This is a genomic window from Nonomuraea sp. NPDC050643 (assembly GCF_040654715.1).
In the GTDB taxonomy this organism is placed as follows: Bacteria; Actinomycetota; Actinomycetes; order Streptosporangiales; family Streptosporangiaceae; genus Nonomuraea.
In genome coordinates this window covers 38,249-53,216 of sequence record NZ_JBFAIM010000010.1, presented here as the reverse complement: position 1 = coordinate 53,216, position 14,968 = coordinate 38,249, and the positions used below count along the sequence as shown (strand labels likewise).

Sequence of the window (14,968 nt, the reverse complement as noted above, 5' to 3'; positions counted from 1 at the left end):
CCGGCCTCCTCACTTGATCCCGCTGAAGCCGATGGAGTTGACGATGCGCCGGGCGAAGAAGAGGAACAGCACCAGCATGGGCAGCGCGGCCACCAGCGTGGCCGCCATGAGCCCGGCCCAGTCGGGGCCGGTCTGCGGGGACTGCGACTTGAACACGCCGAGCGCGACGGTGAGCACGCGGGAGTTGTCGGTGTAGCTGACCATGAGCGGCCAGAAGTACTCGTTCCACGCGGTGATGTAGGTCAGGATCGACAGCGTCGCGATCGGCGCGGCCGAGATCGGCAGGATGAGCCGGAAGAACACCCGCGTCTTGGAGGCGCCCTCGACGAGCGCGGCCTCCTCGACCTCGCGGGAGATCGTCAGGAAGAACTGGCGCAGGAAGAACACCGCGAACGGGGTCATCAGCATGCTGGGCAGCGCGATCCCGAGCACCGTGTCCACCAGGCCGAGTTGCTTGATCAGGACGAAGTTGGGCAGCAGGGTGAAGATCGCGGGGATCATCAGGCCGGCGAGGAAGAAGGCGAACACCTTCTCGCGGTGCCGCCAGCGCAGCCGGGCGAAGGCGTAGGCCGCCATGGCGGAGAAGAACACCTGCCCGGCGGTGATCAGTGTGGCGACGAGCACCGAGTTGAGCAGGTAGCGCCAGAACGCGATCGGCTGGCCCGCGCCGCCCGCGTCGATCGCCTCCTGCCCGGTCTGGAGGCCGAAGACGCGGGCGAACCCGCCCCACGAGGGCTGCACCGGCAGCAGGCTGTCGCCGCCGGCGTAGAGCGCGTTGTTGCTGGACAGCGCGGTACGCAGCATCCAGTAGAACGGGAACAGGCTGACGAAGATCACCAGGATCATGAACGCCCAGGCGAGCACACGGCCCACCTTGACACGGGGCCTGCGCGGCGGCTCCGCCTCGGCGGCGCGCGAACCGGCCGCGGCGGCCGGGGTGCCGGTGGCTATGGCCATGACCGCCTCCTCAGGACAGGTCTGTGGACTCGGCCCTGGTGAGCCGGTACTGGACGAAGGTGATGACGACCAGGACGACCAGCAGCGCGACCGACATGGCCGAGGCGTAGCCGAACTGGAAGCGGCCGAACGCGACGTCGTAGATGTAGTACTGCAGCACCCGCGACGAGTCCACGGGCCCGCCCTCGGTGGCGATGGCGACGGTGTCGAACACCTGGAACGACCCCACCACCGTGATGATCAGCACGAGGGCGATGATCGGGCGCAGCAGCGGCACGGTGATGCTGCGGAACATGCGCACCTCGCCCGCCCCGTCCATCCGGCCGGCCTCGTACAGGGTCGCGGGGATCGTCTGCAGGCCCGCGAAGATCAGCAGGGCGGTGTAGCCGACGTGCCGCCACACGTTGATCAGCGCGACCGTCGGGATGACCCAGGCCGAGTCGGACAGGAACGCGATCTTGCCGACCCCGATGGCCTCGAGCACCTTGTTGCCGATGCCGAGCTGGTAGTCGAGGATCCACAGGAAGACCATCGCCGCCACGACGTTCGACACCAGGTACGGCGTCAGCACGATCCCCCGTAACCACGTCCGGCGCGTCAGCCGCTGCATCATCACGGCGATGGCCAGCGCCACGACGGTCTGGATGCCGATGTTGACGACGACGTAGTAGACGGTCACGCGCATCGCGTTCCAGAAGACCGGGTCCTGGACCATGCGCACGTAGTTGTCGAGCCCGTTGAACTCGGCGGGCGTGAGCAGGTTGAACTTGGTGAAGCTCAGGTAGATGCCGCGCAGCGTCGGCCACACGAGGAAGACCAGGAATCCGATCAGGGCGGGCAGGATGAACAAAAGCGCCAGCCGCGTGTCGTCGCGTGGGCGCCGGGTGGTGCCGGTCCTCGCCGGCCTGGTCGTGGCGCTGGTGGCCATGGGGTCTCCTTCGCCGATGACCGCCGGCCGCTCTCAGGCCGGTCGGAACGGCGGGTGGCGGTCAGTGGACGTGCTCACGTCGAGACTTCGGCGACTGTGCTAAATATTTAGCGTGAGTGTGCTTCTCCTCACATTCGATGTCAAGGTGCATGTCCTGACAAACCACGCCATCGGCTCCGAAGACGGGCAGGCCGACATGACCCCCGGCAAACGCACTCGGGTGACGCTGCGCGACGTCGCCGAATGGGCCGGCGTCTCCACGACCACCGCCTCCTTCGTCCTGTCCGGCCGCCGTGACATGCGCATCTCCGCCGAGACGGAGGAGCGGGTCTTCCAGGCCGCCAGGACACTCGACTACCGCCGCCGGCTCGTGCCGCGGACGCCCCTCCCACCGGGGGCGCCGGCGATCGGCGTCATCTCCGACGTCGTGGCCGGCGGGCACTTCGCCGGCGAGATGCTCCGCGGGTGCGTCGCCGCCGCCGCCGACCACGGCCACGTGGTGCTGATGGCCGACAGCGAGGACATGGACGCCCTGGAGTCCTCGGCCGTGCGCGCCCTGCTCGGGCAGGGGGTCCACAAGTTCGTGTACGCGACCATGGCCACCGTCGTCCACACCGTCCCCCAGGTGCTGCGCGGGCAGCGGCTCGTGACGGTGAACAACGTCGACCCGACGCTCGGCGTGCCCGCGATCATCCCCGACGACACCAGGGCCGGCGAGGACGCGGCGCGGGCGCTGGCCGAGGCCGGGCACACCACCGGGATCTGGCTGGTCGGCCAGGTGCTCCCGCGCGCCGTCGCCGCCGGCCGCCGCCTGACGGGTGTCAAGGCGGGCCTGCGCGCGGCCGGGCTCCGGCTGGCCGGGCACGTGCGGTGCGGCTGGTGGCCTGACGAGACCCGGAGAGCGCTGAGCGGGCTGTTCAGCGCGGGCTGGTGGGAACGGGACCGGCCGACGGCGGTGATCGCCATGAACGACCGGGCCGCGATGGGCGTCTACCAGGCCGCCGCGGAAGCCGGCCACCACGTCCCCGGCGACCTGTCCGTGATCTCCTTCGACAACTCCGACCTGGCCCGCTGGCTGCATCCGGCGCTGTCGAGCATGGACCTGCCGTACTTCGACCTCGGCCGCCGCGCCGTCGAGCTGCTCCTGACCGAGCGGGCTGAGCCACGGGTCCACAAACTGCCGATGGAGTTACGCGCCCGAGCCTCCGTCGCACACCGCTGACCCGCCGCTGAGCCGGTCAGTCGTCGGCCGTGTGGAGCCGGTGGAAGTCGTCCAGGCTCTGGCGGTAGAAGGCGAGGTCGCCCTCCAGCTTCGCCCGGGTGAACCGGCCGGGGTCCGCCTCGCGGGCCGACCTGCCCGTCTCCGTCCAGAACTCCGCCACGGGCACCTCGTCGTCCTCATCGGCGAGGAACTTCAGCGCCTCGGCCACGGCCTCGGCCGCGAAGCTCCAGTCGGCGGCCACGGCGTCGTACTTCTCGGCGTCCGAGGGGTCGGCGGCGTAATAGAGCGCCCCCTCCAGGGCCCGCTCGGCGTACGTCGCGCCGACCAGCACCCACTGGCCGGGGTCGAGCAGCTCGGACAGCCCCGTGCCGAACACGGCGCCGGAGAGCTGCGCCGCGTCCTCCGCCTCGTACGGCACGAGCACCTCGACGTCGCCGGCGCTCAGCACCCACCCGTCCGGCTCCTCGGCGACCGTGGCCCGCTCGGACTCCCCGGTCGTCAGGTCCAGATGGACGTACGCCTCCACGAGGGAGCGGGCCACGCCGCGCTCAGGCATGCCGCGCCTTCAGCTCGCGGTAGGTGTCGCGGACGATCAGCAGCCGGTCGAGCTGGAACCTGCCCGGCTCGGCCGCCCGCACCCCCTGCCCCCGATCGGACCAGAACCCGTCGTCGGGCACCTCGTCCGCGCCGGGCGGGATGAACTTGACGACCTCCTCCACGGCCGCCGCGGCCACCGCCAGCGTCCGGCGGGCCTCGGCCCGGTCGTCGACCGGGACGTTCCCCGCCGTCAGGTCGGCCACCCAGAGCCACTCCCCCGCGTCGAGCAACTGCGACGCCTCGGCGCCCCCGAACGTCGGGTATCCGGCGGGCATCACCGGCTTCTCCGGCAGCCCGAACAGGTATTCCCTGGCTCTCCCGCAGCTCTCGCAGGCACCGGAGTAGCGGTTGGCCAGCTCGCCGCCGGCGCTGACCAGGCCGCTGTCCCAGGTGGTCTCCACCGATCCGCACGCGCACGGGTGCAGGTCGAGGTAGAGATGTGCCTCATCCCTCGTCCGTGCTACCGCGAATGCCATAACCGTCCTTCCTCCGGGGGTTCCCATCATGCCGGTACTCCCCCGCGCTCACACCGACACGACATTCGTCCCCGACGCCGGTACGTCCCGCAGCCCGCACCAGCACGGACCCGCTTCAGGACACCGGCACCTCTCCTCCGGCGGCGCTCCGGTCCCGCTGTGGAGCCTGCGCATGCGCTCCCAGTCGGCGTGCCGGGCGCCGGGACGCGGGCCGTCGAGCAGCGCGGCCAGTTCGGCGGCCAGCGCGGCGGAGACCATCCCGGTGGGGGCCGTGGCGGCCAGGTCGTACAGGACGGCCCGGCGGCCTGGGCGCTGCGCCGGGGTGGCCGTGCGAACCTGGCGGACGGCTTCGTACAGTTCGGCCAGCGCCCGGTGGTCGGCGACCGGCAGGCCACGGGCCTGAGCCACCGCCCCGGCGGCCGTCGCGGCGGCGATCCGCTCGTTCGCGCCGACCGTGAGGTGGCCGCTCACCTGGAACGTCAGCACCCCCTGGGGGACGAGCCCGGCCTGTGCCGGGCGGATCTCGACGGGGATGGGCGGGTGGCCGGGGAGCACGATGTCCAGCAGGCCGGGGCCGTGCGTGCGGACGCGGGCGCCCATGAGCGCCGCACCGCGCTCGACGGCCTTGGCGGCGGCGGCCTCCGGCAGCGCCGGCCGGCCTCGCAGGGCCGCGACGTGCTCGGGACCGAGCTCGCCTGCCCGGGCCAGCGCCGCCATCCTGCCCGCCGCTCCCGGCTGCCCGTCCGCCAGCCCGGCCCTCGCGGCCTCCGCCCGCAGCGCGGCGGCCAGCGCCTCCGACGATGCCGAAGCGGCCGCCGCACCACCCAGCGCGGCGGCGAACGACCCCGGAGCGGTGTCCTGCCCACTCAGCGCCGCGGCGATCGATCTTGGGGCGGCCGTCGTCGGGCCGCTGCCGAGGGCGGCGGCGAGGGAGCGGGTCTTCGGGGCGGACGACGCGTCGGCCAGGGCGCTGATCAGGCCGCGAATCCTGGCCAGCGTCATCGCGTCTTCCACGCCCAGCGCACGCGGCCCCGGCACCGTGGCCGTGCCGAGGGCGCTCCCGGGCGGGCGGCCGGTGAGGGCGGCGGCGTGCGCGGCGACCTGCACGGCCACGGCGACCCTGGCCTGGGCGCCACCGTCACGCGGCACCTCCAGCACGAGCCGGTCCCGCGCCCGGTCACGCACGCGCACCTCACCGTCAACCCGCCCACCATCCGGGGAGGCGGCCGGGCCGGGGACCTGCGTCGCGGCCTGGCCGGGGGCCGGAGTGGCGGCCTGGCCGGGGGGCGGGGTGGTTTCGGTGAGGACGAGGGTGAAGGGGCCCGCGGCAGTCGTCACGACGTACTCGCCCGGCCGGTTCCCGGGCGCCACCGACGCGACCCCCGCCGCCTCCGCCACCCGGTCGAGCGTGGTGGCCGGCGCGCGCGGCCCCGAGCCCCAGGGCGGCGACGGCGGGGTGTGGCCGCGGCGTTCGATGTCGGCGGCGATCGCGTCGATCGCGGCGGCGATCACCTGGCGGCCCTGGCCCTCACCGGCCGCCCGCCACTTCCGCGACAGATGCGCGTGCTCGTCCAGCCGGGGCGTCAGGCAGTGGTCCGTGCCCTCGGCACGATGCTCCGACAGCGCCCCTCTGACCACCCCTTGCCGCGCCCCGGCCGCGGCCGCGACGCCCTCCTGGGCCACGTGCGAGATCTCGTGCACCAGCACCGACGACACCACGTGCGGCTCCACCCGGGGCCCGATCCGCAGCACGTGCGGGTCCGCCGCGGTGCCCGCCCGCAGCTCGGTACGGCCGGTGAGCCCCTCCCCCGGATCCTCCGCCAGCACCCGGACGTGCTGGTCGCCCGCGCCCGGCAGTTGGAGGACGAGCCGGTCGGCCCCGGTCCAGCGGACGTGGGAGACGGCGCCGCCGAAGTCGGAGGCGGTGACGTCCTGGCGGCGGATCTCGGCGACGGTCAGGTCCGGGACCCCCTCGGCGCGGGCCGAGGCGGCGAACGGGGTGCCGTCCAGCGCCGGGGAGGTCACCGACGGGGGCGAGGTCACGCCCTGGGAGACGCTGCCGCCCTCGGGCACGTGCGCGGGCTCGGTCGCGGCCGGCCAGGCGGGGTCGGCCGCCGGGACCGGGCGGACGTTCCTGGCCTCCAGCGCCGCCGTGACCTGCTGGGCGAAGGTGCCGGGCTCCTGGGAGTTCAGGAAGACGTGCCGCAGGTCGAGGTTGCTCCACTCGGCGGCGTCGAGCAGGGGCGGGGGCAGCGTCGAGAACGCCGCGGCGAAGCCGCCGTCGGGGGTCACGCTGCGTACGATGCCGTCGGGGGCGACCTCGTAGCGGCGCATGGCGCCGCCCGGGTCGTACGCCGGCACGAGCGCCACGGCCACCCGCTCGCGCGCCGCGACCCGCGCGTCCCGCAGGGTCTTGATCAGGTTCTCGCGTCCCTGCTCCGGAACGAACGTGAACGTGTCCAGCGCCGGCAGCGCGGCCCCGAGGCTGATCCCCGCCTCCATCCGGGCCTGCAGTTCCTCGATCTCGTGCCCGAAGAGCGTCACGTCCACGAAGCCGCCGCTGGCGCCCGGCATGTGGTCCGGCTCGCCGACGGGCCGCACGTTGCCGTCGCGCCGCCGGGCGACGTGCTGGAAGGTGAGGTCGTAGTCGACGCGGAACCGGACGGTGTAGGCCTTGCCCTTCACGAACATGCTGCGCTCGCGGCGTGCGCCATGGTGCTCGGTCACGCTCTCCGAGGCCTGCTCCCCGACCCGCATGCCGACGTCGATGCCCAGCGCCTCGCTCCTGCCGCCGCCGCCCGCGGCGACGGGCACGGCGTGGCCGCGGGACATGGACACGTTCTGGTTGTCGGCCTTCCTGTCGACCTCGCCCTTCTCGGCGTCGAACGGCCCCGCCACGACCGTGAGGTCGGACAGGCGGGCCTTGATCGTGACGTCCGCGCCCTGGTCCTTGAACTTCTGCCTGGCCATCCGGACGACGATGTCCCCGCCCGGGCCGGACATCCGCTCGAAGCCGGTGATCAGCGCGGACGACGACAGCCGCGTGAACAGCTCGGCCTGGCGCTCGCTGACGGTGTCCGCGCCCAGCATCTTCGACAGCTTGGCGGAGATGACCTCGTACAGCGAGGGCCTGCCCGGCTCCTGCCACAGGGTCTCGGCGAAGTGGCCGGGGTGGAGTTCGGCCCGCCGGGTGTCGGTCACGGTGACGAGCGGCCCTGGGTCCTCGCTCTCCTGCCGGGTCATCCCGGTCGGGATGCGGCGTACGAGCCGGGCCTGGAACCGCTGGGGGGCGGCGGGGTGCCGCCGGCGGCGGATGCGTTCGGCGGCCCGCTGGATCGCGGCCGGGCGCGGGACGCGCGACGTCACCGCGCGGCCGGCGGCCTTCACCCGGCCCGCGCCCGGCAGCGTCCGCTGCCTGGCCGGGCCGCGCTCGATCTCGATGACGAGCACCATGTCCTGCTGCACCCTGTCGAGCCCGTTGAACAGGCCGATCCGCTGCAGCCTGGTCCCCTGCTCGTTGCTGGTGCCCGCGTGGGTGCGGCCCCGGTCGGTGGACACGCCGGTGCTCCGGCCGCTGCCGTCGTCCGCGGCGGCGTAGTCCAGCCCGACCGCGTAGGAGCCGTTGTACGCCTCGGTGTGCGACAGGTCGGTGTAGCGGTAGCGCTGGACGATGATCCCGGAGTCGGAGGTGTGGCCGAGGAGGGTCGCCTTGCGGGGGTCGGACGCGGGCTGCATCCGTACCTTGACGGTGACCTCTTCGGTCTGGCCGGCCTGAGGGCCGGTGTGCACGGTGTAGCTCTTCTCGAAGCCCCGCGGCGACCACATGTCGGTCAGGTGGATCTGCGCGCGGTCGCCGTCGAGGTCGACCTTCAGCTCCTTGCGCAGGGTCGGCGTGCCCTCCACGGCCCCCGGCACCTTGTCGTTCAGGACGCCCAGCACCGCGTCCAGGAGCTGGACCTGCTCGCCCTGGTCGTTGGTCACCGTGAAGGACTCCACGGCGCTCAGGCCCATGCCGTTCTCGTACGGCGGCGCGAGCACGACGTCCCTGGCCCGCCTGATCAGCTCCTGGGCCTCGCTCAGCACCTCGCGCAGACGCTGCGCGGCCTTGCCCTGGCGCTCCTGGCCGGCCGTCCTGCCGAGCCCGGTCACCGCCTTGAGCGCCTTGATCAGGTTCTTGGGGGTGTGCTTGTCGGCGATCTCCGGGGCCGTGCCTTCGGCCCGCGCCTGGGACAGGGCCTTGACGTACGCCTGGACCAGGGGGACGGCGAGCATCTTGTCGAGGGTGAGGCTGCCGTTGCGGAAGCGTTCCACCGCGTCGCCCACCAGCGCCAGCGGCAGGGCGAGGTCGCCGTCGGCGTACATGCGCAGCGCGTCGTACTCCGGGATGGCGAACAGGGCGCTGCCCTGGGCGGCGGTCTCCTCGCCCGGGACGAGCGGGATCCGGCCCTGCCCGTTCGGCACCGCGTTCGCCATGCTCTCGGAGCCGTTGAGCGTGAGGTTGACGTCGGCGCGCAGGAGGTACTGCCGGCCGAACTCGATCGTCAGCTCCTCGGTGCCCCAGATGTCCAGGATGGACGTGGAGGTGGCGGTGCCTCCCGAGCGGGAGGGCAACCCGAGCGTCCCGCCGTCGTTCGAGGTCCCGCCGTCGTCCAGGTCGGAGGCCCCGACCGAGGCGCCGACGGAGAGACCCGACGAGCCGCCCCACGACACTCCGGAGCTGCCCAGCCCGAACACGATGCGCCCGTTCACGTGGTCGACGACGCCCAGGACCTCCGCGTTGTCCATCTCGCCCGAGACCGACAGCTCCGAGCGCGTGGACGTCGCACCCTGCGGGCGGATGCCGACCTCGGTGGCCAGCGGCCTGGTCAGCAGCTCGGGGTGGGAGATGAGGTTGCGCATGTTGAGGAACGCCGCGATGTGGTGGAACGCCGGCGAATCCTCGCGCATCCCCCGGGGCAGCACCTGCCGCGCGGCGTCCATCACGCCGCGCACGTCCATGTGCAGGAGCGTCGCCCGGTCCAGCAGCGCCGCGCTCGGTTTGCCCACCGAGGTGGAGGCCGCCGGGTCGCTCGACGGGAGCAGGTCGGCGGCGAACACCAGCCGGGCCTTGCCCTCCTCGGAGGCCAGCGGCGTGACCTCGCCGTCGTGGTGGAGGGTCACGGAGAGCCGGTGCTTGACGTTGAAGATCGCCACCGGGCCGGTGCTCTCCGAGAGCGTCACGATGTTGACGGTGCTGCCGGCGCTGGAACTCGCCGTACGGGTGCGGCTTCCGCCGGCGTTGACGCCCACCTCGTGCGAGAGCCCGTCCTGGCCCTGTTCCGGCCCGTCGCCCTCGCTGACGGAGGGGCCGCCGCTGTACGTACGGGACCGGGAGATGCCGCGGGCCGAGGTGTCGGTGCCGATGTCGAGGTTGACCACCGACTCCGCCGAGGTCACCCCGACGTAGTCCGCGCGGTCGCTGAAGTCCTGCGTCAGGTCGATGTGCAGGGTGAAGTGCTCCGGGGCGCGGTTGCGGCCGTGCACGACCAGGTCGACGAGGATGCCGTCCTGCGCGAGCTGGTCGTAGGCGGTCCTGAGCCGGCGCTCGGAGAGCTGGGCGACGACCTCTTGCAGGTTGAGGATCTGGCTGACGCGCGTGAGGGGGTCGGAGTCGTAGCTCGGCACGCCGTCCACCACCTTCGGGATCACCCCGCTCTCGGCCAGCGCGTCCAGGACGTCCTGGGTGACCTGGTCCAGCCCGGTGATCTCCTGGACGAGGGCCGGGCCCGCGCCGCGCAGTTGCCCGGGGCCGTCGCCGAGCCACTCCGGCAGTTCGGTCTTGCGGCCCTTGATCGGCACCGGCCGTGGGTCGCCGCGCAGCACCTGGTTGCCGTCGCGGTCGAGCAGCGGCCGGCCGTCGTGGTAGACCAGCGCCGCCGAGTCGACCGGCAGGCCGAAGCGGTAGGCCGCCGACTCCTGCATGCGTACCAGCGCGGTGCTCCGCATCGGCGGCAGCGTGATCGGGGTGTCGCCGATCTTCTCCACGGTGAACGTGTGCCGCAGCTCGAGCCGGTAGCCCTGCGTGTGCCGGGTCTTCCTGTGCACGCTCGGGTGGATCGCCTGGCCGTTGGCCGTGGACGAGTACGACTGCGACGCCCCCCTGCTCGCCTTGAGCTTGGGGCCGATCTTCGGGGCGTAGTCGCCCAGGTCACCGAAAACGTCCACGCCGTCCAGAGCGGGGTGGTTGACCCCGGCGGAGACGTTGCCCTCCAGCGAGCCGCCGTACGACCCCCCGCCGGGCGAGGCGGCGAAGTCGACGAGCACCTCCTCTTCCCACTCGTCGTTGCTCGCCGCGCCCACGGGATCGCTGCCCACCATCACGACCCTGGTCTCGACCCGCACCCGCGCGGCCAGCTCGCCGTCCACGGTGATGTCGCGGGTGAACCCGCCGTTGACCGCCTCCCGCAGCCGGCTCGGCAGCTCATCGGTGACGAACTTGCGCAGGTCGCTGTGGGCGTTGCTGCCGACCTGCCCGAAGTCGCCGCCCAGCCTGCCCGTGAGGGTGTCGAGGGCCTCCTCCAGGCCGGTCATGCCGGTGACGACGTGGTTCGGCATCTTGGGGTCGCGCTTGGCGTCGTCGACCCAGGCGAGCTTGCGCGGCGCCTCGTCGGTGTAGGAGTGCGACACCCACAGCCGCTGCGCGCCGGCGTCCCCGGGCAGGCCGGAGCCGACCGTGGTGGTGTCCCGCCACACCTCGTCCCGCCCGGTGCGGATCTCGACGGTCCACGTGGCCGCGGCGTCGAACAGCAGCGACTCGCTCCTGTTGTCGGAGACCGAGCCGCCCTGAGCGAACGTGCCCGCCCCGCCCGACGTGGACCAGTTGCGCCCGCCGCTCACCCCGACGCCGACGCCCAGCAACTCGGCCACCATCCGCGGCCACCCGCCATCGGGCATGAACGGCGCCAGCACCTTGGTGTTGAAGCCCAGGGGGAGGCTGGCGCTGCCCGACTCGGTGGCGTTCACCGTCCGGCCCGCCTGGAAGAAGATGCCCACCATCATCTCGGACGCCTTGACGGCCGGGTCGATCACCTCGACCAGGTCGCTCAGGCCGAGCTTGATCCGCACCTCGGCCGCGGTGCTCCCCTGGCCGGCGCGGAGCACCACGCCGTCGTCCGTGACGGCCTTGTGGAAGTCGGCGCGGATCGCGCGTTCCAGCTCGTCGGGCGTGAACTGCTTGGCGACCTGGTTCCGCTCCAGCAGGGCGTTGACCTCGCGGGTCAGCGCGCCGAGATGGGCCAGCCGGCCGGAGGGCATCGCCGCGGACAGGGCGACCTCCTGCGGCAGCGCCTTGGCCAGCGTGTCCAGGTACGTCTGGTGACGCCGCGTGGCCTCGGCCGCCAGGGAGCGGGCGATGTCGGCCATGGGCACCTCGCCTGGCCGCGTGGGCCTGACCGAGTTGTTCAGCGCGACGAGCGCCCGCTCGTACGCCTGCCTCGTCCGGGTGGCCTCGGTCAGCGCGGCGGAGTACGACTGGGCGATCCTGCGGTGCCTGGCCTGCGTGGACCGGTGGGTGCGAGCCTCCCGCCTGGCCTTGCGGGCCCGCTCGGACTTGCCGCTGTCGCTCTGCTTCTTCGCCTTCCTGGCGTTGCGCCTGGACTTCTTGGCCTCCTTGCCGGCCTCCTTGGCGCTCCTGGTCTTCGCGTCGATCTGCTGCTGGAGCGCCTGCTCCGCCTTCCTCAACGCGTCGATGACCCCGCTGAGGTCGGCCGCGAGCGGGTGCTCGCCCAGGACGGGCGGGGCGTGCGCCGCCCGTGCGCCCTGGGTCGGGGCCCAGGGTTCGGGCGGCGGGGTGTCGCCGTGGGCGCGCAGCTCACGGATCACGCCGTCGATGTCGACGGCGAGCCGCCGCTTCTCCGGCAGCGTGCGCGCCTGCCGCCACTGCTCGACCAGGAACGCCAGCTCGTTGCGTCTGGCGGGCACGCACTCGTCCCGCGTCGGCCGGTTCCCGGGCAGCACCCGCCGCAGGACGCCCTGCTGGTCTCCCTCACTGGTCGCCGTCAGCCGCTGCAGCGTGTCGGTGATCTCGTGCAGCCAGACTCTCGGCAGTTGGTCGTTGGTCATGCGGGGGGCGAGGTGGACCAGATGCGGGTCCTCGGCCGTGCCCGCCCTGAGCTCGGTCTCGCCCATCAGCCTCGGGTCGAGGCCGCCGACGACGGGGCGGAAGTGCTGGGTGCCGTGCGTCTGCGTGCGCACCACCAGCGTCTCGTTCCCGGGGGCCCAGGTCAGGTCGAGCACGCCCTCGCCCTGGAAGTGGTCGGCGCGCAGAGGGCCGGTGCCGTCGCGGGCCTCGTCGGGGCTCAGGTCGGGGCCCTGGCGGGCGTTGGGGACGTGGCCGGTGCCGGGCACCGGCCTGGAGGTGACCGTCCCGGGCCGGCTGGCCGGCGCGGGCGCCCTGCCGGAGTCGGCAGTGTCGGGGTCGCCGTTGGGGACACCGTTGGGGGCACCGTTGGGGACACCGTTGGGGGCCGTGTCCGGGGCCGTTCCGGGGGCCGTCTGGGAGGCGGTGTCTGGAGCGGCTTGGGTGGTGGTGCCCTGAGCCAGGTGGAGGGCGTCGGCCGGGGCCGGGGCCGAGAGCCGGTCGTCGGCCTGGGCGACCAGCAGCAGGGAGGCGGCCTCCACCTCCAGGTCCGCCTGGTTCTGGACCTCCGTGGCGCGGGCGTTCAGCACCGCCCGGAGGCGGCCCATGACGGCGGCCGGGACGATGCGAGCGCCGTCGCCGCTGGGAATGAGCAGGTCGCCGTCCGGCCCGATCACGGCGCCGGGGAAGTTCGTGCCGATCGCGTCCAGCAACGCCGACCGGGCCCGGACCGTCGGAGCCGCCGACGCCACCGACGCCACCGACGCGGCGGCGGGAGCGACCGTCTCGTCGGAGGCCGAGCTCTGGCCAGGGGCTGGGCTCTGGCCAGGGGTCTGGTCGGGGGCCGATGTCTGCTGGGCCTGGTTTTCCGGTTGCGGCGGCTCCGCGCCATCGGGGGTGGCGGTGTCGCCCGACGGGTCGTGGGCCGGCGCGCCGGCAGCGTCCATCGAACCCTGAGCCGGCGTGTCCGCGTTCGCCGCAGAGCCCTGACCGGGCGTGTCCGGGGTCGCCGCCGAACCCTGAGCCGGCGTGTCCGCGCTGTCCGCTGTGCTCTGACCCGATTCGTCCGCGCTGTCCGCCGGGTCCTGGGCCGCTGTGTCCGCGTTCCCCGCCGGGTTCTGGTTCCCGGCGCCGTTCCCGGCCGCCGAGGTGCTTCCCGTCGTGGCGTGCGCGGGGATGTTGCCCGTCGTGGTCTGGGCGATGTCGTCCGGCTGGAGGGTGTCGTCCGGCTGGAGGGTGTCGTCCGGCTGGGGGTCCTCGTCCGGGGCCGGGGCGACGGCCGCGTCGCCCGGGGTGGTGGAGGCGCGCCGCTGCGACGGCCCGTCCAGGTCCGGCGAGCCGGGCCGCCCCTGCCCCTGACCCGTGGAGGAGCCGACGGTGCGCGAGGCGGTGGCCGGCTCGGGGACGCGGGCGGCACCGGGCGCCGAGGGTTGGCCGCCGTCCGGGGTGGGGGCGCCGTTCGGGGAGGTGCCACCACCGGCCGGGCCACCGCCGCCGGGACCGTTGGTGCCCGCGTTGGCCGCGTTGGCCGCGTCCGTACGGGCGGCCGCGTCGTTGGCCGAGGCCAGCGCGGCCATCGGGTTGCTCAGGGCCGAGTAGACGTCGGGGTTGAACGGGCTGATGCTCCCGGTACGCCCCACACCACCGAGGAAGCCCCCCAGCAGCGCGTCCTGCGAGAACGGGTTCTGCCACTGCCCGTACACGGCGCCGTTGGCGATGAAGCTGCCCACGGGCGAGGCGATCGTGTTGGTCAGGCCGGTCGTGAGGGCGCGGCCGGTGAACCCGGGCACGTGCCGGGTGACGCTGGACACCGGGCCGGCCAGCCGGGTGCCGATGACCGCGCCGGTGCCGGCGCCGACGACCGCGGCCCCGGACTTCTGCCAGTCCCAGTCCTGGCGCGTGCCCATCCGGATCTGCTGGTACTGGGCCGCGGCGTCGATGAAGAACTCCTCACCGATCTCCTCGATGAGCTCCCTGCCGAGCGGCGAGGCCAGCAGCCTGACCAGGGCCCCGCGTCCGGTGGCCCCGCTGAGCACGGCCACCCTGGCCAGCCGGGTGGCGCCCATCTCGCGGCCGGCCATCGTCATGAGCCTGACGAGGATGCGGTGGATCGCGGCGCGGGCCCCGGCCGCGTACGGGCCGACCAGGGCGGTGGAGGAGCCGGCGGTGAAGAAGGCGACGGCGATGGCGATCGCGATGGCGATGACCGTGATCCAGAACGCCACGTTGATGGACAGCTTGGAGTACTGGGTCTCGACGGCGAAGTTCTGGGCCTGCTGCGCGTACGCCTGCGCGTTGCCGCCCACCCCGGCCAGGCCGCCCTCCTGGCCGTACAGGACCCGGGCCCGGGTGACGAAGTTCGCCGTGGCGGGCGCGGCCCAGCCGGTGACGATGGTGCGCGCCGCCGTGCCCGCGGGCTCGGCGGAGCCGGCGGCCCCTTCGGCCAGGTCCGCGTACGCCTGGGCCAGCTTCGACAGCCCGCTCTCGCTGGCCTCCGGCCACTTCTGGCCGGCCGACAGCAGGGGGATCAGCCAGTGGACCACCCAGTCGGGCAGCGACTCGGTCTCCCAGACGGGCAGCGTGTCGAGGTCGATCCGGACCAGGGGCTGCCCGCCCGCCTGTCCGTCCGAGCCCTGGACCTCGATCCCGCCGGTGTTCGCCATGTGCCGCGC

Annotated in this window: 6 protein-coding genes; 1 reads left to right on the top strand and 5 read right to left on the bottom strand. The window is 73.4% G+C overall.

What is annotated here, in order from left to right; translation table 11 throughout:
- Positions 1–9 precede the first annotated feature (9 nt).
- Positions 10–957 carry a carbohydrate ABC transporter permease gene (locus tag AB0I15_RS15065; RefSeq protein WP_358094946.1) on the bottom strand — a complete coding sequence of 316 codons (948 nt, stop codon included), beginning with the start codon at positions 955–957 and terminating at the stop codon, positions 10–12.
- 10 nt (positions 958–967) lie between these two features.
- Positions 968–1,885 (bottom strand): sugar ABC transporter permease, encoded by a 918-nt coding sequence (locus AB0I15_RS15060; protein WP_358094944.1) that lies wholly within the window; start codon positions 1,883–1,885, stop codon positions 968–970.
- 145 nt (positions 1,886–2,030) lie between these two features.
- On the opposite strand from AB0I15_RS15060, the gene AB0I15_RS15055 reads away from it, so the two are divergent.
- Entirely contained in the window at positions 2,031–3,107 is a 1,077-nt protein-coding gene (locus AB0I15_RS15055; RefSeq protein ID WP_358094942.1) for a LacI family DNA-binding transcriptional regulator, read from the top strand.
- Positions 3,108–3,123: 16 nt separating this feature from the next.
- Here AB0I15_RS15055 and AB0I15_RS15050 read toward each other — a convergent pair whose 3' ends face one another.
- Genes AB0I15_RS15050 through AB0I15_RS15040 form a run of 3 tightly spaced genes read right to left on the bottom strand, consistent with a single transcriptional unit; the run spans position 3,124 to position 14,959 of the window.
- Positions 3,124–3,663, bottom strand: a complete 540-nt coding sequence (locus AB0I15_RS15050; protein WP_358094940.1) for a hypothetical protein — start codon at positions 3,661–3,663, stop codon at positions 3,124–3,126.
- Positions 3,656–4,180 (bottom strand): hypothetical protein, encoded by a 525-nt coding sequence (locus tag AB0I15_RS15045; protein WP_358094938.1) that lies wholly within the window; start codon positions 4,178–4,180, stop codon positions 3,656–3,658. Before AB0I15_RS15045 ends, AB0I15_RS15050 begins: the two co-directional genes overlap by 8 nt.
- A gap of 48 nt (positions 4,181–4,228) precedes the next feature.
- Positions 4,229–14,959, bottom strand: coding sequence for a hypothetical protein (locus AB0I15_RS15040; protein WP_358094936.1), 10,731 nt, complete (start codon positions 14,957–14,959; stop codon positions 4,229–4,231).
- Positions 14,960–14,968: the final 9 nt, after the last annotated feature.